Raw genomic sequence first — 23,832 nt, forward strand, 5'->3', positions numbered from 1 at the left:
TTAATAAAGGAAGGCTTGTGCCTTCCTTTATTTGTTTCTGTTATCTTGTGGTTGTGTTTGCACCTTCGGTCAATGATAAGTTCACCGGCTTATTGGTTTTCCAGTTTCCTCTGGTAAAATCAGGAATATCGATTGTTCTTGAATTTTTCGCTACAGAGTGTTCGCTAACAATGCCTACTGCGCTCCATAATGCAGCGTCATATACGTCCTGATCGAGCGGTAGGCCATTGCGCAGACAGTCTATCAAACGCCAATCCATAATGAAGTCCATGCCTCCATGGCCTCCTACTTTTTGGCCAGCTCACCAATATGCTTAACTATTGGCGGGGTGTATTTTGCTTCTAATTCTTTGATTTCTTCTTCTTTAACCCAACCATGGCCAAAAGCAATTTTGCCCGGTTCGGGATATTTTTGCGCATAGCCTTTAGTTCCGCTTAATATATGTATGCGTGAATAAGGCCTTGGAGAAGTAACATCGTGCTGTAACATAATAGTTTTCCCCTTATTTGTTCTAATTATAGAAGTGTTCATATTACCACGAAACTTCTTGCTTGTGTACTTATTATAAAAAGCATCTTCGCTGGCCTTTTTTACAGCCAGATCGTGCATCTGAAAATCGTTGGTACTCATGGCTACCAGATGATCCATTTTATCGCCACGATTAATGTTGAGACATTGTGCAATTGGCCCTAAACCGTGGGTTGGATAAAGATTCCCGTTACGTTTTGCATTTTCTTCCAGGCGCCACATCTGATCGTAAGAATTTTTCTCAAAGTTCATATTCAGCAAATCGTGTATATAGGCGCCTTCGGCATGAACTAATTCGCCCAAAACGCCCTGCTGTGCCATATTTAGTGTCATTAATTCAAAAAAATCATAGCAGCAATTTTCCAGCATCATACAATGCTTTTTGGTTTTTTCGGATGTTTCAACTAATTGCCAGCATTCATCTAAGGTGACAGCTGCAGGCACTTCGGTAACGGCATGTTTGCCATTTTGCATAGCATAAACCGCCATTGGTGTATGCATTGACCAAGGTGTGCAGATATACACCAGGTCAATATCATTGCTTTGACAAAGTTGCTTCCATCCTTCCTCACTCGTGTATTCTTTTGCTTTTGGAAGGCCCGCTTTTTCTAATGTTTTCTGCGCACGCGTAACACGTTCTGCGCGATGGTCGCAAATAGCTACAATTTCTACTTCCTTAATATGGCTCATCCTGCTAACAGCACCACTACCTCTGTTACCTACACCAATAAAGGCGGTGCGCACCTTCTCTAATTTTGGTGCAGCATAGCCACTCATATTAAAATTAGTTGCTCGGTTTTGGGCAATAGCAGAGCGATGCATTTCGTCATCGCTTATAGCAAAAGCTGGCAGGTCTACGGCAAGCACTCCAGCACCCAATGCGAAATTCTTAAGAAAACTTCTGCGTTTGTTGTTCATTTGATTTTTATTTTGGGTTGAACTGTGAATTTAACCCAAAATAACGCTGCAATTTTATGCAAACGATTGTGCAAAAAAACAGACTTGATAGAATGAAAAATATGAATCAATTATAACGCTCAGATCAAGACCGCATCAATAGCAAGTTTTACGCTGCCTTTTTCAATTAATAGCTTTTTAGCTTTTTCATAGTCTGTAATTCCAGTTCTTTCCATTATCATTCTGGTGCCGCGGTCAATGAGTTTATCATTGGTCAATTGCATATTTACCATCCTGTTACCCTCAACCCTTCCCAATTGTATCATCACGGAAGTTGAAATCATGTTTAACACTAACTTTTGAGCTGTTCCGCTTTTCATTCTTGTGCTGCCGGTTACAAATTCAGGACCTACGATCACTTCAATAGGGTGATTAGCAACCTTGCTAACATCAGCATCCGGATTACATACAATGCTTCCTGTAACTATATTATTTTCCTGGCAATGCCTTAATGCACCTATTACGTAAGGAGTGGTACCACTAGCAGCAACGCCAACCACCACGTCTTTTTCTGTGATTTTATGTTCTTTCAAATCGTTCCATCCCTGCTCTTCATCATCTTCCGCATTTTCAACAGGTGTTGTGATTGCCTTGTTGCCTCCAGCAATTACGCCTATTACAACGCCGGGCGGCATACCATAGGTGGGTGGAATTTCGCTTGCGTCTAAAATACCAAGCCTTCCGCTGGTTCCGGCTCCGATGTAAAATAAGCGCCCCCGGAAAGCATTCTATCAACGATTGCATCTACCAGTTTTTCAATTTTTTCTAATACAGCTTCTACCGCAACAGGTACTGTTTGATCTTCTTTATTAATTGAAACCAACAGCTCTTTGATACTCATTTTTTCGAGATCATCGTAGCGACTGGCTTGCTCCGTTACTTTTTGATTCATGTGTTTACTTTTTCATTCTTTTAACCGATGGATCCGATAAATTTTTGGATTCATATTAAATATTCATCGTTTAGGTAAGCTCAAATATCATTCTCTTATTTCCTGTGTCTCAGTTTATACAATGCTGAAACTGTTATTCACTTTTATGAAATTCGATCAATCCTTTCATAGGTTTTTGTAAAATCTTTCCTAAGTCAAAATTATAGGTATTGCAAAGTTCCCTGATAATATCTTTAAACCCAAAAGCTATACCACCAACAAAGTTGATCTTATATTTCCAGGCCTCATTATATTTAACAAGGTGGGTAAAAAAGAAATCATTCAGTCCATCTTCTATAATATTTTCAACCATGTAGTGGCCGCGATTTTCTGCCAAGAACCTGGCAAAAGAAGCGAGATACCTGTTGGGTAAAGGTTTTTTGTAAACATTTTCAAGGATCTCGGTTGGAGTGGTGACATAAGTTGCATCGAAACGGGCGCGCAGGTCTTCATCAAAAGTATTGTACAAATAATATTGAAGTACTTTTTTCCCAAATAAGCGCCACTGCCTTCATCGCCCAGTGCGTAACCCAAACCGGGATTGTTTTTCTTTATTTTTTTCCATCGAAAAAGCAGCTGCTGGCTCCTGTACCTAATATGCATGCAATTCCTTTTTCACGCCCACACAAACCAATAGCAGCGCCCTCCACATCGTGAGTGACACTTACTTTTGATTCAGGAAAAACTTTCCTTATTCCGTTTTTTACTAATTTATTGTTAGCTGGATTTAAACACCCTGTTCCATAAAAGTAGATTTTATCTATTTCTGCTTTTTTAAAGAAGGCAATAATTCTTTTCTGACCAACTCAGCAATTTGCTCCTCTCCTAAAAAATACGGGCTGATACCAAGTGTTTCAACAGACTTTACTTTACCATTTCTTAAAAGGCTCCATTCTGTTTTCGTAGCTCCGGCATCGGCGATTAAAATTGTGCTTGACATTAAAGTTCAGGTTTAAGAAATAATACGCTAATATAAGTAGTCTGAACCAATGTCATGGATGTAAAGTTACTGGTTGCTGGTTTCAGGTTACGCATGGCTGGTTATCTGGATCCTGTGCCTGAAACTTGCAACCTGAAACTTGCAACTTCTCAACTGCCTTTCAGACAATTTTGTCTATTTTGCAAACCTATTTTATAAAGATGAAAAGGAAATTTGAGGTTTGGTTACCGCTCTTGTTGTCGCTTGTGATGATATTGGGAATGTATATTGGTTATAGGTTCGCCACGGGGCAACCCAATAAAAAAATATTTCAACGCGATAAAGGCACCGCTTTGCAAGAAGCATTGGATATTATTCGCACAAGGTATGTTGATTCTGTAAAATTAGATACTTTGGAAGCAAATGCTATCAGGGAAATGATGAGCGAGCTTGATCCGCATTCTGTTTATTTGCCTCCGGCAGAATTAAAGCTGGCCAATGAAGACCTTTCTGGCAGCTTCGAAGGAATTGGGGTAGAGTTTAGCCAGATTCGCGATACCATAAATATTTTGCATGTATTTAAAGATGGGCAAGTGAAAAAGCCGGAATCTTAATGGGAGACCAGATCATAAAAGCCGATGGCCAAAACCTTACCGGAAAAGACATTACATCAACCCAAATAATGAAAGCCATCCGTGGCGAAAAAGGTTCAAAAATAAAATTGGACATTTTCAGAAACGGGAAAAATATACCGCTAACTGTAACAAGAGATAACATCCCTAAACCTTCAATATCCGTATCTTATATGCTTGATAAATCTACAGGTTTTATCAAGCTAAGCGAATTCACCAGCACATCTTACCGCGAGTTTATGGAAGCGATGGAAGCGCTGAAAAAACAAGGTATGAAGCAGTTGATCTTTGACCTGAGAAGCAATGGCGGCGGTTATATGGACCAGGCGATTGAAATAGCTGATGAATTTTTAAGCGGCGATAAACTGATTGTATATACGCAAGGCGTTAACAGCCCTAAAACTGAATACAGGTGTAAAAGGCCCGGTATTTTTGAAACCGGAAAATTGGCGTTGTTAGTAGATGAGTTGAGCGCCAGCGCCAGCGAAATTATTTCGGGAGCCCTTCAGGACTGGGACAGGGCTACCATAATTGGTCGGAGAACTTTTGGCAAGGGCCTGGTGCAGGAACCTTTTTATTGAGCGATGGCTCGGCTATGAGATTAACTGTAGCCCGCTACTATACCCCCATCGGAAGAAGTATACAGAAACCTTACACCAATGGTAAAAAAGTGTACATGGATGAAGTATGGGCGCGCTACGCTTCGGGGCAACTTTATTATGCGGATAGTAATAAAATAAACAATGGCAAGGCTTATAAAACCCATGGAGGGAGAACCGTTTACGGTAGCGGAGGCATTATGCCTGATATTTTTGTAGGCTTAGATACTTCGAGCTATTCCAGAGAGATCAATAAGATTTTACTGAACGGATCTTTTAACAACTTCATTTTTCACTATTATTTAGATAATAAAAAAATACTGGATCCTTACCCTAATCCACAAGTATATACAAAGGATTTTGACCCTGCAAAGGACATGTGGACTCAATTTACAACCTGGGCTAAAAAAGATACAGTAAACCTTTCGGGAGTACCTGCGTTTGAAAAAGAAAGGCTTGAAGACCGCATGGAAGCTCAGTTAGCGCGTTTTAAATGGCGCGATTCCGGATTTTACCAAGTAATCAATCTGAGAGATACCGTAGTACTGAGAGCAATACAAGAGTTGGAAAAATAGTTTCGGGTTGCAGTTGCAAGTAGCAAGTGGTAAGTTCTAAAACCAATAACCTGAAACCCGTAACTTGAAACTTGAAACTTTACACCATGGACATCAAAAACAACATCTTAGAAACCATTGGTAATACCCCACTCATAAGGTTAAATAAAATCACTCAAAACCTGCCTTGTACCGTTTTAGCAAAAGTGGATTATTTTAATCCGGGTAACAGTATAAAAGACCGCATGGCATTGAAAATGGTGGAAGTGGCAGAGCAGGAAGGTAAGTTGAAACCGGGTGGAACCATCATTGAGGGCACCAGTGGGAATACCGGTATGGGATTGGCTTTAGCGGCAATTGTAAAAGGTTACAAATGCATTTTTGTAACTACCGATAAACAATCCAAAGAAAAAGCAGATGTTTTAAAGGCCATGGGCGCAGAAGTAATTGTATGCTCTAATAATGTAGAACCTGATGATCCGCAAAGCTATTACAGCGTAGCAGCAAGATTGGCAAAGGAAGTACCCAATTCCTATCACATGAACCAATACGATAATCTTGCTAATCGTTTGGCTCATTATGAAACAACTGGTCCTGAAATATGGAAACAAACAGATGGTAAAATAACTCATTTAGTTTGCACCGCTGGAACAGGCGGAACCATTACCGGTGTGGCGATGTATCTAAAAGAAAAAAATCCTGATATTAAAATCTGGGCTGTGGACGCTTATGGATCACTATTAACCAAATATTTTAAAACCGGCGAACTGGATGAAAAGGAAGTATATCCCTACTTCAGTGAAGGCTTTGGTGAAGATTTTCTTCCGAAGAATTATGACATGAGTGTGATCGATGAATTTACACAAGTTACCGATAAAGATGGTGCTATAATGGCACGCAAACTTGCAAAGGAGGAAGGTATTTTTTGTGGATATAGTGCTGGCAGCTGCTTACAAGGCTTAATGCAATTGAAAGAAACTTTAACCAAAGACGATTTGGTAGTTTGCATTTTACACGATCATGGAAGCCGCTATGTAGCAAAAATATATAACGATCAATGGATGATGGAACGCGGCTTTTTGGAAGTAAAAACTTTTAAAGATATCGTCAGCGGCAGATCAGGATCGCCAAAACTGGTTACCATAAATGAAAACAAAACCGTGTACGAAGCCGTAGAGCTAATGAAACGTTATGACATTGAACACATCCCTGTAGTAAAGGATAACGAAATTATTGGCTCGATCACTGAAGGAGGTTTGTTCCAGAAGGTTTTTAGCAGTCCTGATATTAAAAATGAAAAGATCGCGAATGCATTAGAAAGACCGTTTCCTCTTGTAGATTTTAATGTATCTGTTGAAAAACTAAAATCACTAATCACAAAAGAGAATGGTGCTGTAATGAGCAAAGATGATGCAGGCGTCTACCATATCGTGACGAAGTACGACGTGATACAGGCGCTGGGAGGATAGCATACACTACAACCGTTTCACCAGCACTTTCTTCTTATATCTATCCAAGGCCTCTAACTGCAAGGCTATTCTTTCATCCCATTCATCCTGGGCTGCAAAATCTTCACCATTCCGTGTATCAAGGTCATAATACCTTTGAAACTCTTCAGCGGCTTTAAACTTCTCTTGTACAAAGCTAGCTATCTCATTCTGATAATCTTCCTTTGTCAGTTTGAGGTTCTGTAATTCCCGTGTTGCTTCCCTGGCAAATATTTCTGAAATATCAAAGTGCTTTTGCTCATGCATTAGCAGGCGTTGTTTTACAGAAGGTGAAAAATCAAGCACTCGCTCTTTAATAAAAGTGTGCTCCTTGTGAACTGTTGCCTGTACGGTTATACGAATGCTGACGGGTTTTCCATTTACTTTATCGGTGGTCAGATAATAAGTGATGCCCGTTCGGGTTAGTGCAGCAACATTTTCATCAACAGCCGCCACACTATCGCTCACTACCTTAAAATCCTGTAATTGAAGTTTTCTACTCTCTGTCCAGAATATGATCGCATTGGCGCTTGCCTTTTGTGCGAAAGTTGAAACGCTGAACAACTGCAACAGAAAAACTAAGTATATAGTGCCTGGATGAATAAATTTAATTTTGATAATAGGAACAAAGATAACCACCTTACATATCAGAATATCGTTAAAAATAAAAATCCCTCCGCGCAATATTCCACCTTACACCAAGATTAAATACCGTGCTGTTTTTAGTAGGCTTAATTGGCGGAGCATCATAGCGTTGCTTACGAAACATACCCATAAACTCAAGGAAAAGATTTTCTTTTACTTCATACGACAAAAGCAAGCTTGCCATTGCGGTGTTCGTTTTCCAGCCGCTGTTGATATCATGTCCATAATCCCCGGTTCTGGTTGTATTTGGTAAAAACAGATTACTACCAAAGTTTACCGATCCTGTACTGTCAAGCCCTTGTGTATAATACATCGCTCGTCCTTCAATCATCCATTTCGGAGCTGGCCTATATCGCGCAACGCCTATCCATTCGTTAAAGTTCGCCATTAATGGATGTGCCAAAGGTTGATTATAATGAGAATAATTTGCTACAGAATCTTTATGAGAATAAGTGTACGGCCTTACTCGGTTTAACTCTAATTGAAGATCGAGATTTTTAACTTTAAAAGCATCTATATATTTAGCACCTATTTGGTAACCAAATTTATTGGCCCACCAGCCATTGCCTCCTGTTAGCTCAGAAGTTTTGAGTTCATCAAATAATAATTGTCCGTAAACTTGTGCCGTTCTTGCTACGTTTGCTTTAAAATCCATTCCTACCACAGCGTTGTCTGGGCTACCTAAGTTATGTTCTACTGATCTGTAAAAAATAACAGGAACCAGATAACCAAATTCAAAACGATTAGTGCGACCAAATACGATGCCTTCAAAAATCCCAACATTCAGCCATTTTGTTAGATTGATATCCAAATGGTGCATGGCAGCATATTTCTTTCCCAATAATCCGTCACTTTGCTTTTGATGAGCATGGGTCAATTCCATGAATAAGTTTTGATAATTAAACTTCCATATCCTAGTGTTCAATCTCAAAAACAAATTATTATTTCCAAAATCGCTCAGAAACAAACTGCGCTGCCCATTGCCAATAAAGTTTTTATCATAACCAAAAGCCACATCGATATATTTGGTTACACCAAAAGTTACATAACCGCGTGCATCAAAGTAATCTCTTCCACCTGCACCCTTAAAATTTTTGTAGTATCCTGCGCCGGGTACTGCATTACGTTCATTCATCCAATCCTGTACATACAATGGGTAACGCTCCTGGTTGTCGGTAAGTGTAGTATAAAAACCGATTTTATTGGCAATGCGCCCGCGTATAGAAATACCGCGTGTATTATAAAACAGGTTTTGGTCATTACCTGTTTCTTTCATAAATCCAATATTCAGTACCGGATTTATTACCAGGTCAAAATCTTTAACGTGTGTTTCAAACAATCCAGCAGGATACTGATAAAAAGTATTTCCTACTCGCTTCTTACTCATATACTGTTCACGTTCGTTTTCAGGTAACCATTCCAGGTTATTAGCCAGCAGGCTCTTCAAATAATATTTATCAACGTTGGTTAGGTTAGCATCCATAGAAGAATCAACGTTCAGATAATTTTTCATGGCTGGCACAAACGTTTCCCTGCTATAAGGCTTTATTTTACTAAGGTTCAGCGCCGGGTCGCGCTGTGCTTTTATTTCAAGCCGGTCCAGTAATATTTCCTGTTTATCACCGCGAGGCAAATTGGTCGTTTGCGAAAAAGACACAAAAGGACACAAAACAACTGCAAGCACAGGCAGGTATTTCTTAAATTTCATAGTTTGTTGATAAGGTTTAATAAACTACTTTTATTTTTATGCTCCCCCGAAGTACTTCTATCATCTTCCTTGCGTCGCACTCTTGTACTGAAGAATATATATCAGCACATGTACGACATACGATATTAGATGTACGCCAAAAAGTTAATCGAACATAAAGACAAAAACTATGCAAATATATCTTTTTAAAAACATTCAGGTAGTAAACGAAGGAAAAACGGACGCTAAAGACGTTTTAATAAAAAACGGACGTATTGAAAAAATCGGCAATCAAATTAATACCAAAGAAAATGTGGTGGAAATCAATGGCGAAGGAAAACATTTATTGCCAGGAGCGATAGACGACCAAGTGCATTTTCGCGAGCCCGGCCTTACACACAAGGCTAATATTTATACCGAAAGCAAAGCAGCTGTTGCCGGTGGCGTAACCAGCTTTATGGAAATGCCCAATACTGTTCCTCCCGCCTTCACACTCGATCTGCTGGAAAACAAATACAATATTGCAGCGCAAACAGCCCTTGCCAATTACTCCTTTTATATTGGCACCAGCAACGAAAATGCAGACAGCACTTTAGCCGCTAACAAATTCAAAGACCGGATTTGTGGCATTAAAATGTTTATGGGCAGCAGTACCGGTAATCTGCTGGTTGATAATCCATTGGTTTTAGATAGAATATTTGGTGAAAGCGAAATGCTGATTGCTACTCATTGTGAAGATGAAAAGATCATCAAAGCCAATATGCAAAAGGCACTGGCCGAAAATCGCGAGCTTACCGCAGCCGATCACCCCATCATCAGAAATGAAGAAGCTTGTTTTGAATCTTCTTTCTATGCTGTTCAACTCGCAAAAAAACACAATGCGCGCCTGCACATTCTGCATATCACTACTGAAAAAGAATTGCAGCTGTTTAGCAATATGTTGCCATTAAAGGATAAACGAATTACCGCCGAAGTATGTGTACATCATCTTCATTTTTTTGCCGATGATTACGCACAACAAGGCAATTTTATTAAATGTAACCCAGCCATTAAAGCGGCACATAATAAAGAAGCCCTTTGGAAAGCCTTACTGGACGATCGTTTGGACGTAATAGCCACCGATCATGCGCCACATACTTTTGAAGAAAAAAATGAACCTTATTTAAAAGCTCATGCGGGTTTACCATTGGTGCAACATGCATTGCCGTTGATGTTATATTATAATAGCATTGGGAAAATATCTTTAGAAAAGATTGTCGAAAAAATGAGCCATGCGGTAGCTGATTGTTTTTCAATTAAAGAAAGAGGTTATATACGCGAAGGTTTTTTTGCTGATCTTGTAGTTGCAGACCTTCAACAATCTTTAACCGTAAACAAAAAAATATTCTTTACAAATGCGGATGGAGTCCTTTTGAAAAGGCTGGTGAAAATGGAAATCCTTTTACTTTTCCGGCAAGTATTACACATACTTTTGTAAATGGCAATTTAGTTTATGGAAATGGGCAATGGAATGAGTCTGTAAAAGGAGAAAGACTTTTGTTTGAAAGGTAATCTTGAGATGACAGTTGATAGTTGACAAATGACAGTTTATGCATCGCATCTGCCTAAAATAGGTTAAAATTTTTATCAATTACAAATGCTACTGCCAATCAACTCTTCCATTTTTTGGTCGAACTCGTCTGTCAACTCTCATCTGCCATCCGTCAACTTTTAAAACCATGCAAATAGATAATATTTCTTTTAACGACATTTCCATCTTCCATCCGGAAGAAGGCTATTCTATTTTTCATAAACTCAACTTTACGCGCACAGAAGGCGGTAAAGAATGGTTACGGCATTTTTTTCCACGCCTTTTAATGATATCAAAAAAATTACCGGAACACAAAATATTCTCAAAAAATTGGTTGATTACATAGATGACTGGCCTGAAGAGATATCGAACGGAACGGTGCTGGTAATGGTAAAGTTTTTAGATTATGCGCTGGATACTATTGGCGATAACCCTTCGGCTGTAGATGCTTTTATGTATCGGCTGCTTCACAGCGCTGACTATTCCATGGCTAAGTTTTCTGTTAAGCATTTTACTGATTTTTTCAGAGGGCTCAAAAAGATCGAAATAATTCTAAGCGGCGTTGACATGCCTTCCAACTTTAGCAAATATATTGATCGCATTCATCATCTGATCAATAGTATCGAGCCATTCAGACAAATGGCTAATATTGGTACAGATGAAGTTGTTCCACAACATAAAAGTTTATATTTTGCTGCTAATGTTCGTGGAAATTATAAAACTGAAGTTCAGGAACTGATAGAGATATATAGCAGGTTAGATGCATGGTACTCCATGGCGTTAGCAGTAAAAAAGTACAACTTGCATTTCCCTGAATTTGTTGAAAGCGAGCATCCCTTTTTTGAAGCTAAAGGGTTATACCATTTATTGCTACACAATCCTGTTCCCTATCATTTGCAAATGAGCCCCGAACATAATTTTCTTTTTTTGACCGGGGCAAATATGGCTGGCAAAAGCACACTGATAAAGTCGGTTGGATCTTCTGTTTTTCTGGCGCATATAGGCATGGGCGTTCCTGCAACAGAAATGAAGCTTACACTTTTTGATGGGCTTATCAGCAATATCAATGTTGTAGATAATATTGCAAAAGGAGAAAGTTTCTTCTTTAACGAAGTACAACGTATAAAAAATACAGTTCTAAAAATTAACGATGGGAAAAAATGGCTGGTGCTGATTGACGAACTGTTTAAAGGTACTAATGTGGAAGATGCTATGCGATGCTCTTTAGCCGTTATTACAGGTTTGGTAAAAGTAAAAACATCTTTATTTATCCTTTCTACACATTTGTATGAAATTGGAGAAGAATTAAAAGACCTACCAACAATTGCGTTCCGTCATTTTGAAACAACTGTGACAGAAGAAGCGCTTTCTTTTAGTTATCAACTAAAAGAAGGAATCAGCAAAGACAGATTGGGCTACGTTATTTTGAAGCGTGAAAAAGTAGTAGAGATGTTGGAAAGGTTATAACCCGTAAGCCCCTGCCAGCAAGGATCTCGCTGTATTAATTTTAGTATAAGAAGCATCTTGCACTAAAGTATAAAACCGATCTTTAAACACATTCCTAATCGCATTGTAATTTTCACTGGTTAACAAATCGCTCAATGCTCTGTTTTCTAAACCAATCACCAGCCCGTAAGCCTTTGACAATGCATTAAGCTTTGAGGGTACATCCGTAAATTCTTTCGCATCATCAAGAAAATTCACTGCTGTAGCAGCCAAAGTTGTTTCAATATTAAGCAGGATAATGTTAAGTGAAATACCGCTTATACGCCCGTCACCGGCACCGATCGCACTTCTGCCTCTTCTGAATTCTTCATATACTTTTGCACCTGCACCAGTTGCTCCCAAATAAGCGGCTATACCTAACGGCCTGTCAGCACGCACGGGCGTTGTCTCATAATTAAAAGATGGATCATATTCTTGGGCAACCCGGTATAATCAAAAGCAAGGTTCCAGGCTTGAGAAGCAGTGGTTCCTGTAGCAGTTAACTGTGCTAAAGCATTATCCATAGCCATGGCTCCAAGCATTGCATGGAACCAAACTTCATCAAACACAACCCCATCTTTACTAAAAAGCTTTTTAGTGGAAACGGGCTGTGAAATTGGACTTGTACCTGGAGTGCCACTACTTGCTGCATTATTATAAAATGGACTATTAAGTACTACCGAATCCGCAAACGCAATAATTGAATCTGCCTTGACGGTGGCTGAAACAAGATCCACCGAAGTCATCTTATTCAGCTGCTCAGCAGAATACACAAAACCCGATATCAATTCATTTGTAAACTCTCTACCATTGTTATTCCACAAAGAGTCAATCATAGCCGAATCTAATTGACTGTTTGCTCCTTTATTTAGGTAATTCTTTATTCCATGCATCATAATCAGGCGCGCCGTAGCAGAGGAATCTTTGTTTTCGAAATTATAGGTTGGCGGAACTGTATACGCCTGCAAAAAAGGTTCATTCTTTACGCAAGATGCCAGAACACATATAATAAAACCAATGCTTAATCTTAAAAACAACTTCATCTTTAAAACTTTGGGATACAGATAAAAATCAAAAATAGTATTTAATATTTTCTCACAGAACGCACCCGATTTCACTGAAACATTCTGTATTTATTCGTGTTTGCGTGAGCCACTCTTTACTTTCCTTGTAGCGCAGCGTATTCCTTATTCAAATCACTTATAAAATCAAGCACCTCTTTGCGACCATCTCCCCTTATTGCAGACGAAACAAAATGTGGTGGAGCATCCGCCCAATTTTCATTTAAAGCATCCATAAACATTTGAACGTTCTTCACTGTAGCGCCGGGTTTATTTTTATCAGCCTTAGTAAACACAATCGCAAACGGAACCTGCCATTCCCCTAATTGATCAACAAATTCCAGATCAATTTTTTGCGGCTCATGCCTGCTGTCAATTAATACAAATAAATTACCCAGGTTTGTTCGTTTGAGTATGTAATCTTCAATCATCGAGGTCCAGCTCTTTCGTTGCTTTTGCGAAACTTTTGCATATCCATAACCTGGAAGATCCACAAGATACCAGCTTTTGCCCTGTTTCGCTTTGGTATTGTCTTTTGCCAGGTCGTTAATGATGAAATGATTGATCAATTGTGTCTTACCGGGCGCTGACGAAATTTTAGCCAATCCCTTTTTATCACATAACATATTTATCAGAGATGATTTACCAACGTTACTGCGTCCAATAAACGCATACTCAGCTTTATCGGCTGGCGGGCATTGAGTATAAATGGCGCTACTTTTTATATAAGATGCGGAAATTATTTGCATGAGAAATGAAAAATATTAAATATGAAATTTAGAATATAAAAGTACCTATGAAACATGAACCAGCTAAAGCGACGGCCTCAATTTTAAATGAAAAGGAATTTCGATTTTTTTCTTGCGCCGTCTAATATCAACAATGCAGCCTGTCTGCCCATTTCTTCAAAGTCGGTCGAAAATGTCGTAACGCCCTGCAATATCAGCTTTTTCAGCGGAGTTTCATTATAACTTATTACGCCAATATCCTGTCCTATCTTAAGTTTTGAGTCTTTTATTTTTTCGATCAGCGTTACAAGATCGTCCTCCATCAAACTAATATAGGCCGCACCAGGTTCCATTTTTTCTTTCGAAATATCGTTAACAACCGATGCGGTAAAAGCATACTCGTGACAAAATCTTTTAAAACCATTTGTTATTTCGTCTGGAAAATAAGTATACGAAGGAACAATGATCTTCAGCCGCTCATATTTCTTAAGGCGTTCCAGTGCATCTTCCAAAGCGCTGTAAATATCATTTTCAAAATTCTCATACACCGCACTAAAATCACCACTTACACCAGGCACTAGCTTGTCCAGTAACACCAACTTTTCCTTGGGAATGGTATTCAATATCTCGTAAGCATTTTCGCCGCTCTCCAAAAAATGTGCAATGATTACAAAATGCGAATAGTGCTTTCCTGCATTGGTCAGCAAACGCTTAAAGAAATTAAAATCATTATTATAAATGTAGAAGTCGATAGTGGCGTTATCTCCAAGCGCTTTTACAAACGAGTCGTAAATGATTTTTTTATGCGCACTTAGTTTATTGAACAGCAAAAATACTTTTACATCATTTTTTACATTCGTCGTTTTAACATAATACCCTTTTCCCGGCACCGATCCCAGCACACCTAACTTTTTCAAATATTTGTATGACTTTTCTGCAGTGTCTCTCGATATATCAAATTCAAAACTCATTTCATTTATCGACGGCATCACATCGTCATGTTCAATTTTCCCCAGCGCTATAGCCTTTATAACCGATTGGGCCAACTGTAAATATTTTGGTGTTGACGAAAGCTCATCTAGTTCTATATTCTTAAAAAATCCTTCATTAGCCAACTAATTATGCCTCTAAGTTATCACAAAGCTACTCCCTCCAATATTTATCGACAAATTATTAATGGTTTGGGCCTGTCAGCAGTTGTAATGCTCAGCTATTAACCGTCCGCCAGCTGGTGGATTCGCCTTTCCGCTTCAATCCACCAGCCTTTCAGATGTTAATATAACTCAACTTCAATTTATACGAAAACCATACCGCTTGTCTTGCCAAAAAACAAATCAAAAATCTGAAATGCCCCCTATCTTTGCGCCCATGCCGGCACAACCACACGATCATATCATACCATTCAGTGAATCTGAGAAAACTAAAAAAGAGCAGGTTGCTGAAATGTTCGATAAAATTGCAGGGAAATATGATTTCATGAATCGTTTTTTATCCGCAAGAACTGATGTAAGCTGGCGTAAAAAAGCGATCAATTCCCTTAAAAAGCATCAGCCTCAATATATACTTGATATTGCTACCGGAACCGGAGACATGGCGATCCGCTCCTTCAAAATGCTTAATCCTAAGCAAATAACCGGTGTTGACATTTCTACACAAATGCTGGAAGAAGGCAGGAAAAAGATTGAAAAACTTGGGCTAAGCCAACATATCAAATTAGAAAAAGGTGATTCTGAAAACCTTCACTTTGCAGACGCATCTTTCGATGCAGTAATGGCAGCTTTCGGTGTTCGTAACTTTGAAAATCTTGAAAAAGGCCTTTCAGAAATGCGCCGCGTATTAAAGCCAGGCGGTCAATTATGTATTATTGAATTTTCCCGCCCCAAGCCCGCATTTATTAATAGTTTATACCAGCTTTATATGAGCGTTGTAGCTCCGCAAATTGCCAAGGCATTTAAGCAGGACAAACAAGCTTATCAATATTTAAATAAATCAGCAAAGGCATTTCCTGAAAGAAAAGATTTCACAGCCATACTTGATAAAGTTGGATTTAAGAACTCCGGCTACAAAGCGCTGACTTTCGGCATGTGCTGTATTTATTCGGCTTCGAAATAGGTGCAGGTTACGTCTGTGCAAGACCTTCGAGGTTTTAAAAACCTCGAAGGTCTGTATCTTTATATAGGATGCTATTTATTCTACAGTACAAGAGAGTGACACAACGAAGATGCCACTTATTCATTGCTGGCTCAATAAAAATATCAGTTTTATTACTTCGCAGTTTTCACACATCTGAAGCCGGTATGCTCCAAACCTGTGTCCGGACTGCTTTTCATTCGGCGAGCTGTACGATAACCGCTGCAATAAGAATCGTTACATAAAAAGCTTCCTCCACGAAGGCTTCTTTTTAAAGTGTAAGGCTCTTGCGGATCATAAGATTTGTCTGGTCCCTGCGGATTTACAGTAAGTTTGCCTTCCAATTGTTTATAATAATCGTAATTGTATAGGTCACTGCACCACTCCCACACATTTCCAGCCATATCAAACAATCCATAACCATTACCAGCAAAGGATTTAACAGGAGCCATAGTTACATAACCGTCTTTCTTTTCGTTTAAATACGGAAATTTTCCTTCCCAACTATTGGCCTTTGGTGTACCCTGGTTTACATGTTCATTACCCCATGGATAAATATTATTGATGAGTCCTCCACGCGAGGCAAATTCCCATTCAGCTTCTGTTGGTAAACGCTTTCCAGCCCATTTGCAATACGCCTGTGCATCATCCCAGCTTACCTGCACAACAGGATAGTTATCCTTTCCATCAATACTGCTGCCTGGACCTTGCGGGTGTTTCCAATCGGCTCCTTTAACCCAGCTCCACCATTGGCTGTAATCATTCAGATCAACTGGTCCGCCAGACTGGCGAAAAACGAGCGACGCCGCTACCAGCAGGCTATCCGGTGGCCGGGGTGTTCCTGGAGGCACCGTTTTTTTGATTTCTTCCCAATCTGGTTTGCGCTCAGCGGTAGTTACATATCCGGTTGCATCTATAAATTTTTTAAACTGAGCGTTGGTAACTTCTGTTACGTCCATGTAAAAAGGAGATACTTCCACCTTATGTTTAGGATATTCATCATCACTTGCCTGTTTGTTATCTCCTCCCATATCAAATACGCCACCCGGAATTAAAACCATTCCGGCAACCGAAGTGTCACCTCCAAACGCTATATTAGTTGAATCTGAGCTACCAAAACGGGAAGGCACTTTCATACAAGAATGAGCAGAATCTTTATTAGATGGGTCACTTGTTTTTCCGCCATTTTTACAAGCCAGCAGCAGGCACAACAAACCTGCCGGAGCCAAAATACTTTTTAGAGAGATCATTGTATAAAAATACCAGTTTCTTGTTATCAGACATCATTTTTAGACGTTTATCCTAATATTTTTTGTTCTGAATATCCCGAGCTTTCACTTTAAGGTTTCCTCTATCGCTCAAATTTAACATCCCCGAATGTATTGATTAAAGAGATTGGCACCTGCAAAAGCTCATGTTTTTTGTACTTTCTTATTTATTGTAAAGAGCTATGACACGCTAAATAAGTGGCACCTTATTTTAATTATGGCATTACATTAGGTAATCGACAATTTCTTTCTCAACTAAATCTTAACTAATACCATTTGTTTTCTCAGTAGTTTGTAGATTTGCTGCTTTTAAAGCTAAAACGGAAAGTAAAGACTCCTTCACGTTTTTAGCATTACGCTTTAAGCAACAATTCATGGAAATAACAGTAAAAACCGCCGAGCAATTAAGAATAACCCCAGAAGAATTTGAACTAATACAAAAAAAACTGGGACGCATGCCGAATTTTAACGAGCTATGCGCCTTTTCAGCTATGTGGAGCGAGCATTGTAGTTATAAAAACTCCATCAAATGGTTAAAAACTTTACCTCGTGATGGAGGTAAAATGTTGGTAGCCGCTGGTGAAGAAAATGCTGGTCTTATGGACATCGGCGATGGCTTGGGTGTTGTTTTCAAAATTGAATCGCACAATCACCCTTCCGCATTAGAACCATTTCAAGGTGCAGCAACTGGCGTGGGCGGTATCCATCGTGATATATTTACAATGGGTGCAAGACCAATCGCCGCTTTAAACTCTTTGCGCTTTGGAAGATTGGAAGAAGCTAAAACGCAGCATTTGCTGGCGGGTGTTGTACACGGCATTGGCCATTATGGCAACTGCTTTGGCGTACCAACTGTTGGCGGAGAAATATATTTCGATCAATGTTATCATACCAATCCTTTGGTAAATGCCATGAGCGTAGGCATTGTAAAAACAGGTGAAACTGTTTCTGCAACAGCCGAAGGCGAAGGAAACCCTGTAATGTTTGTGGGAAGTGCAACTGGCAAAGATGGTATTGGCGGTGCTTCTTTTGCATCTGCTGATATTACATCAGATAGTGTGCAGGAATTACCAGCCGTTCAGGTGGGCGATCCTTTTCAGGAAAAGAAATTGTTAGAAGCCTGTCTTGAAGTAATTCAGACAGGCGCTGTTGTGGGTATGCAGGATATGGGGGCGGCTGGTATTATTTGTTCTACCGCAGAAATGAGTGCCAAAGGTGGTGTGGGAATGAAAATCGATCTGGAAAAAGTTCCTACACGCCAGCAAAATATGAAGGCTTGGGAACTGTTGCTAAGCGAAAGCCAGGAACGTATGTTATTAGTGGCTGAAAAAGGACGTGAAAAAGAAGTGGAAGCTGTTTTTGAAAAATGGGATCTGCCATGTTCTGTGATCGGACATGTTACTAATGATGGCATCCTTAATTTTTATATGAATGGAGAATTGGAAGCATCTCTTCCTGCTGAAGAATTAGTTTTAGGCGGCGGAGCTCCTCAATACGATAGAGAATATACAGAACCAAAATATTTGGCAGAAATTAACGCATTTGATGCATCAACCATCAAACAGCCCGGAGATTTAAAAACCGTTGCGGAAAAAATAATTGCGCTTCCTTCCATCGCTTCAAAAAGGTGGATCTTTAATCAGTATGATAGCATGGTGGGTACCGTTAACGCATCAACTAATGCGCCGTCGGATGCAGCGATTGTAACGGTAAAGGGAACGACAAAAGGACTTGCAGTAACTACAGACTGTAACAGCCGTTATGTGTATGCTGATCCTTATAAAGGTGCGATGATAGCGGTAAGCGAAGCTGCACGTAATATTGTTTGTAGCGGTGGACAACCTTTGGGTGTTACCAACTGCCTCAACTTTGGCAACCCTTATATTCCTGAATTATATTATCAGTTTGTAAATGCTGTGAAAGGCATGGGCGATGCGTGTCGCAAGTTTGATACGCCGGTAACTGGCGGTAATGTAAGTTTCTATAATCAGAATCCGGATGGACCGGTGAATCCGACTCCAACAATTGGAATGGTTGGACTTTTGGAAAATATTGAAGATAAAATGACACTCGGCTTTAAACAGGAAGGCGATGCCATTTATATATTAGGTAAACAAAACGACGATATTAATTCATCTGAATATTTATATCATGTTCATGGAGTAACAAAATCGCCTGCACCATATTTCGATTTGGAAGAAGAATTTGAACTACAACAATTAGTTACCAAACTGATCTCCCAAAAACTTATCAATTCTGCGCACGATGTAAGCGAAGGCGGTGTGTTTGTGAACCTTTGCGAAAGCGGGTTTGTAAATGGTTTGGGCTTTAGTGTGTCGCACATTGCCGGCCTTCGCAAAGACGCGTTTTTATTTGGAGAAGGCCAAAGCCGGGTGATAGTAACGGTTGCAGCAGATAAGGTGAACGAATTTGAATCGGCAGTTGGTAATGCGCCTTTTGCCAAAGTGGGTGCTGTTACCGGCAACATTATTAATGTAGATGGCCAAAACTGGGGTGATATTGACAAATGGCAGGACGCTTACGATACCGCCATTGAAAAATATTTAAGTAAAGAAACGGCGGCTGAGGCATTAGGAAGTTTGTAACATGGTCTGACTGTGTCGGTCTGACCATGAATACCATTTTTGCAGGCAGTGAATAAATAGGATGAGCTGTGTACCGCTGTTGAAGCGAGCGTGGCAATACCGATCAGTTATATTTATTGTTGATAACATATAAAAAATTATTGTGGCTCAAAAAATAGCAATTATAGGTGGCGGCAACTTAGGAACGGCCATTGCGCAAGGTTTGATAAAAAGTAATTTTTCGAATTCTTCGGATATTACGATCACGAAAAGAAATATTTCAACACTTAAAGGAGACCTTCCTAAAGCTGTAAAAATTACTGACGATAATGTTAAAGCAACTGCCACAAGCGAAGTGATTATTCTTGCGGTAAAGCCTTATCAGATCGAAGGTGTAATGAAAACAATTGCATCCGCCTTAACTAAAAAGCATATTCTTATTTCAGTAATTACGGGTGTAACAGTAACTGATCTGAAAGAAATGGCGCAAATTGAATTGCCTGTATTTCGCGCTATGCCCAATACAGCGGTAGCTATCCAGGAAAGTATGACCTGTATCAGCTTTGATAATGCGACAGAGAAGCAGGTACAGCTGGTTACTAAAATGTTTAACACAGTTGGTAAAGTTGCTGTGATTGATGATAAATTAATGGATGCAGCAACAGTAGTATTAGGTGCATGCGGAACAGCTTTTGCGCTGCGCTACGTAAGGGCGAATATACAAGGAGGTATAGAAATTGGTTTTGATGCCAAAACTGCAAGTCTGATTGCGGCACAAACAGTAAAGGGTGCGGCAGAATTATTGCTTACTAATAATAGTCATCCTGAGCAGGAAATTGATAAGGTTACTACACCTAAAGGCTGTACCATTGTGGGCTTGAACGAAATGGAACACAGAGGTTTTAGCTCTTCGTTGATACGTGGCGTTATTACCAGTTATAAAAAAATAGCAAAGGATTGATATTGCGCAGCAACTTGTTATGCTGGAAAATACTTTTCTAATATTTTTAAAACCGTTTCCTTTTTCAGCGGCTTATTAATAAGTTCTTTTACTTCGGGTGTATTATGAGCTTTTTCTAAATCGGTTGGGTTAGAAGATGTTGTTAGAATTATAATTGGAATATGAAGCGATAGTGTTTTAGAATCGTCCGAAAGTTTAGCAACAAACTCCCATCCATCCATTTTGGGCATGTTAATATCTAAGAAAATCAGATCAGGTTTAATATAGCTTTCAACATCCTTGTTTGTTAAATATTTAAAAGCCTCCTCGCCACTATCAAAAGCAATCACATGTTCGGCGCAATCAATTTTATCTAATATGATTTTATTGATAAAATTAGCCGCCCTGTTATCATCAATAAGGACTATACAATTCAATTTGATTGCACTCATAAATGTTTAAAAATGGTAAAGGTAAAAATACTTCCGTAAGGTTGGTTAGGTTTTACATTTATTTCTCCTTCGTGCAAATCCACAATTTTTTTACTGTGCGCCAAACCAATTCCAGTACCTTCATAATTACTATTGGTATGTAGCCGTTGAAATATCCTGAATATTTTTTCCCCGTATTCTTCTTCCACACCAATTCCATTATCTTTTACAAAAAATCTCCAATAATTATCTTGTTCAATACATTCAATTTTAATATCCGGATCTCTGCCGGGCTTTTTAAACTTTAATGCGTTAATAATAAGATTTTGAAATAACAATCTCAATTCGGTTTTGTAAGCATTGATCACTGGCAATTCATCAGCAACGATTTTTGCATTAGACTCATTTATTTTTGTTGAAAGATCTTTAATAACTGACGACACAATCGAATTGCAGTCGGTAACAGAAAGCTCAATATTTCTACCGATAAGTGAGTAATCTAATAAGGCCTTAATAAGGTTACTCATTCTTTGAGTAGACTCATTTATAAAATCCAAATATTGTTTTCCCTGCTCATTAAAAAAATCGCTATAATCTTCTTCTAAAAGTTCAACAAAACTCATTACTGTTCTAAGTGGTTCTTGCAGGTCATGCGAAGCAATGTATGCAAACTGTTCAAGTTCTTTATTTTTATTTTCCAACTCCAGATTGTACGCCTTCAATACATTTTGAGCTTTTATCCGATCAGTAATATCTCTGATAGCAGCACTTACAATGATACCTTCATCTGTTTCCAAAGGACTTAAAGATATTTCAATCGGAAATTCCTCGCCGCTTTTTCGAAGTCCTTTTAACTCTAACCCAGCTCCCATTGGGCGGGCTTTGGGGTTTGAAAAAAACCATCCCGGTGCGAAGTGTGGTTTCCGCGAAAGCGATCGGGTATTAAAATCTCTACTCGCTTTCCTATTAGTTCGCTTTTATTATAACCAAAAATATTTTCCACTTGCGTGTTTACTAGTTGGATAATGCCATCTTTACTTACAATTACCATAGCATCAGGCGCACTTTCCAAAAGCCCTCTGAACATTTGTTCACCACGTTTTCGTTCAGTAATATCTCTTATTGCAGCCGACACAAAAGTCCCTTCTTCAGTTATTAAAGGGCTTAATGAAATCTCAGCCTGAAAAGTAGAGCTATCCTTTCTCTTTGCGTACAATTCTATTCCCTTACCCATGCTTCGGGTAGTAGGCTGTTTAAAATAAGTTTCCCTATGACTTTTATGATACTTCAAAAATGAATCAGGAATAAGCACTTCTACTTCCTGGCCCAACAGTTCATCTTTAGTATATCCAAACAAACTTTCCGTTTGTGCATTAGCAAGAACAATTTGTCCTTGTTTATTAACGATCACCATTGCATCCGGAGCTGTCTCCAACAGCGCCTGCGCTTTACTGGCAACCTTATAAGTTTGGCTGGCCAATCTTAAAACAGCAGAAACGCCAATGATCCTTCCATTCTCATCCAGAATAGAAGAATATTGGATAAACACAGATTTTTTTATGTCGGAAAACGTTACAATTTCCGATTTGACTATTTCTAAATGTTCATTAAACTTCAATCGTTCCAGGCTTACCTCAAAAGCATCTTTGTATTCGGGTGCTAAAAGTGATATAAACGAACGCCCTTGTAAAGAATCAGGTTGATCACTATCCTGAAATAACGCTATTGCAGCATGATTAGCGTACAGTACTTTACCTGTTAAGCTAATTCCCAGAATACTGTCGGTTGCGGAATCTACAATATGATTTTTCATAAAGCCTGCTAAGTTTGGAACAATTGCAGCAAGATAGTGGTTTTATTACAAATTGTTAAGCCATCAATAAATAGATAGCATCCATCTTGCTACGCTCAATTCAACTGTAGAATATACAGGATCCTACATAAACGATCCTGTTCAGCCTTCCTGATAAATAGTCCAATGTCGCCGTTAAACCGTGTAATACAAAGAGAGCTATCTAAAAGACAGCTCTCTTTAATACATGAAAATTCACATTCCTTATTTCACTTCCAAAGCATACGCTTTAGCTAATGCTATAAGCAAGTCCGGGCCCATCCTCGTTTTAAAATCAGGATCAATATGTTCAAATTTGATCTCCCCTTTTTTATTCAAAATATAAATTGCAGGCACCGGCAAAAGATTGTCTATATTTTTTCCTCCTGAAGACGCACCTAAAAAAGAGTGATAGTTTTTAGGTGCGGCAAATGCGATGCCGAAACCTTTCGACAAAGAAAGATCAGCGTCAGAAAGCAATGTATAAGTCAACTTTCTCTTCTTAATAGTTTCTTTTAAATTATCAGGACTGTCGGTGCTCACTGCCATTACCTGGTATCCCAACGATTCCAATTCTTTCGCAGCCTTTTGCAACCCTGCAAGTTGCACCTGGCAATAAGGACACCACCCACCTCTGTAAAATACAAGAATTGCAGGTTTTTTACTGACCTCTTTTTTAAGATCGATCTGCGTTCCTGACGCATCAGGTAATTTTAAATCAGGAACAGTTTCGCCAACTAACAACGGGCTCACATCCTGAGGTTTTTCGGGTGCTCCATAACTCTGTGCATGTACTGATTCTGGCATAATCATACCAGAAAATAGTAAAGCACAGATAACTGATACTATTTTAATAAATTTCAT

27 protein-coding genes are annotated in these 23,832 nt (G+C 39.1%); 10 read left to right on the forward strand and 17 right to left on the reverse strand.

What is annotated here, in order from left to right; genetic code table 11:
* Window positions 1-40 precede the first annotated feature (40 nt).
* The 6 genes from MKP09_RS15785 to MKP09_RS15810 all read right to left on the reverse strand — a co-directional run bounded on the left by MKP09_RS15785 (window position 41) and on the right by MKP09_RS15810 (window position 3,356).
* Entirely contained in the window at window positions 41-271 is a 231-nt protein-coding gene (locus MKP09_RS15785) for a hypothetical protein (protein WP_240830965.1), read from the reverse strand.
* A 14-nt stretch (window positions 272-285) separates the two neighbouring features.
* Complete coding sequence (locus MKP09_RS15790) at window positions 286-1,446, reverse strand: Gfo/Idh/MocA family protein (RefSeq protein WP_240830972.1); 1,161 nt, start codon at window positions 1,444-1,446, stop codon at window positions 286-288.
* 119 nt (window positions 1,447-1,565) lie between these two features.
* Window positions 1,566-2,186, reverse strand: a complete 621-nt coding sequence (locus MKP09_RS15795) for an N-acetylmuramic acid 6-phosphate etherase (RefSeq protein WP_317235389.1) — start codon at window positions 2,184-2,186, stop codon at window positions 1,566-1,568.
* Entirely contained in the window at window positions 2,150-2,377 is a 228-nt protein-coding gene (locus MKP09_RS15800) for an N-acetylmuramic acid 6-phosphate etherase family protein (protein WP_240830973.1), read from the reverse strand. The genes MKP09_RS15795 and MKP09_RS15800 overlap by 37 nt, the downstream gene beginning before the upstream one ends.
* 133 nt (window positions 2,378-2,510) lie before the next feature.
* Window positions 2,511-2,885, reverse strand: a complete 375-nt coding sequence (locus tag MKP09_RS15805) for a hypothetical protein (RefSeq protein ID WP_240830974.1) — start codon at window positions 2,883-2,885, stop codon at window positions 2,511-2,513.
* Between the two features lie 291 nt (window positions 2,886-3,176).
* Window positions 3,177-3,356: a hypothetical protein gene (locus tag MKP09_RS15810; protein WP_240830976.1), complete on the reverse strand. Its 180-nt coding sequence runs from the start codon at window positions 3,354-3,356 to the stop codon at window positions 3,177-3,179.
* A gap of 200 nt (window positions 3,357-3,556) precedes the next feature.
* Here MKP09_RS15810 and MKP09_RS15815 point away from each other — a divergent pair, with 200 nt between their 5' ends.
* The 4 genes from MKP09_RS15815 to MKP09_RS15830 all read left to right on the forward strand — a co-directional run bounded on the left by MKP09_RS15815 (window position 3,557) and on the right by MKP09_RS15830 (window position 6,589).
* Window positions 3,557-3,949 (forward strand): S41 family peptidase, encoded by a 393-nt coding sequence (locus MKP09_RS15815; RefSeq protein WP_240830978.1) that lies wholly within the window; start codon window positions 3,557-3,559, stop codon window positions 3,947-3,949.
* Window positions 3,949-4,548, forward strand: a complete 600-nt coding sequence (locus MKP09_RS15820; RefSeq protein WP_240830980.1) for a S41 family peptidase — start codon at window positions 3,949-3,951, stop codon at window positions 4,546-4,548. The genes MKP09_RS15815 and MKP09_RS15820 overlap by 1 nt, the downstream gene beginning before the upstream one ends.
* Window positions 4,545-5,141 carry a DUF8443 domain-containing protein gene (locus tag MKP09_RS15825; protein WP_240830982.1) on the forward strand — a complete coding sequence of 199 codons (597 nt, stop codon included), beginning with the start codon at window positions 4,545-4,547 and terminating at the stop codon, window positions 5,139-5,141. Before MKP09_RS15820 ends, MKP09_RS15825 begins: the two co-directional genes overlap by 4 nt.
* Window positions 5,142-5,227: 86 nt before the next feature.
* Window positions 5,228-6,589 carry a pyridoxal-phosphate dependent enzyme gene (locus MKP09_RS15830; protein ID WP_240830984.1) on the forward strand — a complete coding sequence of 454 codons (1,362 nt, stop codon included), beginning with the start codon at window positions 5,228-5,230 and terminating at the stop codon, window positions 6,587-6,589.
* 6 nt (window positions 6,590-6,595) lie between these two features.
* Here the strand turns inward: MKP09_RS15830 and MKP09_RS15835 are convergent, their stop codons facing one another.
* Together MKP09_RS15835 and MKP09_RS15840 are read right to left on the reverse strand one after the other, a co-directional pair.
* Complete coding sequence (locus tag MKP09_RS15835) at window positions 6,596-7,177, reverse strand: DUF922 domain-containing protein (protein WP_240830986.1); 582 nt, start codon at window positions 7,175-7,177, stop codon at window positions 6,596-6,598.
* 88 nt (window positions 7,178-7,265) lie between these two features.
* Complete coding sequence (locus MKP09_RS15840) at window positions 7,266-8,960, reverse strand: hypothetical protein (RefSeq protein WP_240830988.1); 1,695 nt, start codon at window positions 8,958-8,960, stop codon at window positions 7,266-7,268.
* A 169-nt stretch (window positions 8,961-9,129) separates the two neighbouring features.
* Here MKP09_RS15840 and MKP09_RS15845 point away from each other — a divergent pair, with 169 nt between their 5' ends.
* The 3 genes from MKP09_RS15845 (at window position 9,130) to MKP09_RS15855 (ending at window position 11,976) form a co-directional block, all read left to right on the forward strand.
* Window positions 9,130-10,416 (forward strand): dihydroorotase, encoded by a 1,287-nt coding sequence (locus MKP09_RS15845; protein WP_240830994.1) that lies wholly within the window; start codon window positions 9,130-9,132, stop codon window positions 10,414-10,416.
* Window positions 10,417-10,657: 241 nt separating this feature from the next.
* Window positions 10,658-10,855 (forward strand): hypothetical protein, encoded by a 198-nt coding sequence (locus MKP09_RS15850; RefSeq protein ID WP_240830996.1) that lies wholly within the window; start codon window positions 10,658-10,660, stop codon window positions 10,853-10,855.
* Complete coding sequence (locus MKP09_RS15855; protein WP_240830998.1) at window positions 10,840-11,976, forward strand: MutS-related protein; 1,137 nt, start codon at window positions 10,840-10,842, stop codon at window positions 11,974-11,976. Before MKP09_RS15850 ends, MKP09_RS15855 begins: the two co-directional genes overlap by 16 nt.
* Here the strand turns inward: MKP09_RS15855 and MKP09_RS15860 are convergent.
* The 4 genes from MKP09_RS15860 to MKP09_RS15875 all read right to left on the reverse strand — a co-directional run bounded on the left by MKP09_RS15860 (window position 11,971) and on the right by MKP09_RS15875 (window position 14,829).
* The gene (locus MKP09_RS15860; protein ID WP_240831000.1) at window positions 11,971-12,393 is read right to left on the reverse strand and encodes a DUF4856 domain-containing protein; all 423 of its coding nucleotides are present in this window, start codon (window positions 12,391-12,393) and stop codon (window positions 11,971-11,973) included. The two genes, MKP09_RS15855 and MKP09_RS15860, sit on opposite strands and share 6 nt — an antisense overlap.
* Entirely contained in the window at window positions 12,372-13,037 is a 666-nt protein-coding gene (locus tag MKP09_RS15865; RefSeq protein ID WP_240831002.1) for a hypothetical protein, read from the reverse strand. The genes MKP09_RS15860 and MKP09_RS15865 overlap by 22 nt, the downstream gene beginning before the upstream one ends.
* A gap of 116 nt (window positions 13,038-13,153) precedes the next feature.
* Window positions 13,154-13,804 carry a ribosome biogenesis GTP-binding protein YihA/YsxC gene (yihA, locus tag MKP09_RS15870; RefSeq protein WP_240831005.1) on the reverse strand — a complete coding sequence of 217 codons (651 nt, stop codon included), beginning with the start codon at window positions 13,802-13,804 and terminating at the stop codon, window positions 13,154-13,156.
* Between the two features lie 83 nt (window positions 13,805-13,887).
* The gene (locus MKP09_RS15875) at window positions 13,888-14,829 is read right to left on the reverse strand and encodes a substrate-binding domain-containing protein (RefSeq protein ID WP_240831008.1); all 942 of its coding nucleotides are present in this window, start codon (window positions 14,827-14,829) and stop codon (window positions 13,888-13,890) included.
* Window positions 14,830-15,130: 301 nt separating this feature from the next.
* Here MKP09_RS15875 and ubiE point away from each other — a divergent pair, with 301 nt between their 5' ends.
* The gene (ubiE, locus tag MKP09_RS15880; RefSeq protein ID WP_240831010.1) at window positions 15,131-15,895 is read left to right on the forward strand and encodes a bifunctional demethylmenaquinone methyltransferase/2-methoxy-6-polyprenyl-1,4-benzoquinol methylase UbiE; all 765 of its coding nucleotides are present in this window, start codon (window positions 15,131-15,133) and stop codon (window positions 15,893-15,895) included.
* A gap of 152 nt (window positions 15,896-16,047) precedes the next feature.
* Here the strand turns inward: ubiE and MKP09_RS15885 are convergent, their stop codons facing one another.
* A complete protein-coding gene (locus MKP09_RS15885; RefSeq protein ID WP_240831012.1) occupies window positions 16,048-17,163 on the reverse strand; it encodes a formylglycine-generating enzyme family protein in 1,116 nt (371 codons plus the stop codon).
* A 392-nt stretch (window positions 17,164-17,555) separates the two neighbouring features.
* Between MKP09_RS15885 and purL the strand changes: the two genes are divergently transcribed.
* Both purL and proC read left to right on the forward strand, forming a co-directional pair.
* Window positions 17,556-19,787 carry a phosphoribosylformylglycinamidine synthase subunit PurL gene (gene purL / locus MKP09_RS15890; protein ID WP_240831013.1) on the forward strand — a complete coding sequence of 744 codons (2,232 nt, stop codon included), beginning with the start codon at window positions 17,556-17,558 and terminating at the stop codon, window positions 19,785-19,787.
* 142 nt (window positions 19,788-19,929) lie between these two features.
* Window positions 19,930-20,727 (forward strand): pyrroline-5-carboxylate reductase, encoded by a 798-nt coding sequence (proC, locus tag MKP09_RS15895; protein WP_240831025.1) that lies wholly within the window; start codon window positions 19,930-19,932, stop codon window positions 20,725-20,727.
* Window positions 20,728-20,744: 17 nt separating this feature from the next.
* Here proC and MKP09_RS15900 read toward each other — a convergent pair whose 3' ends face one another.
* From MKP09_RS15900 to MKP09_RS15915, 4 genes are all read right to left on the reverse strand, one after another.
* Window positions 20,745-21,158: a response regulator gene (locus MKP09_RS15900; protein WP_240831027.1), complete on the reverse strand. Its 414-nt coding sequence runs from the start codon at window positions 21,156-21,158 to the stop codon at window positions 20,745-20,747.
* Complete coding sequence (locus MKP09_RS26365; protein ID WP_262915434.1) at window positions 21,155-22,009, reverse strand: sensor histidine kinase; 855 nt, start codon at window positions 22,007-22,009, stop codon at window positions 21,155-21,157. The genes MKP09_RS15900 and MKP09_RS26365 overlap by 4 nt, the downstream gene beginning before the upstream one ends.
* Window positions 21,994-22,950, reverse strand: a complete 957-nt coding sequence (locus tag MKP09_RS15910) for a PAS domain-containing protein (RefSeq protein WP_262915435.1) — start codon at window positions 22,948-22,950, stop codon at window positions 21,994-21,996. Before MKP09_RS15910 ends, MKP09_RS26365 begins: the two co-directional genes overlap by 16 nt.
* A 243-nt stretch (window positions 22,951-23,193) precedes the next feature.
* Window positions 23,194-23,832, reverse strand: coding sequence for a peroxiredoxin-like family protein (locus tag MKP09_RS15915; protein ID WP_240831029.1), 639 nt, complete (start codon window positions 23,830-23,832; stop codon window positions 23,194-23,196).

Source organism: Paraniabella ginsengisoli (assembly GCF_022513635.1).
GTDB lineage: Bacteria > Bacteroidota > Bacteroidia > Chitinophagales > Chitinophagaceae > Niabella > Niabella ginsengisoli.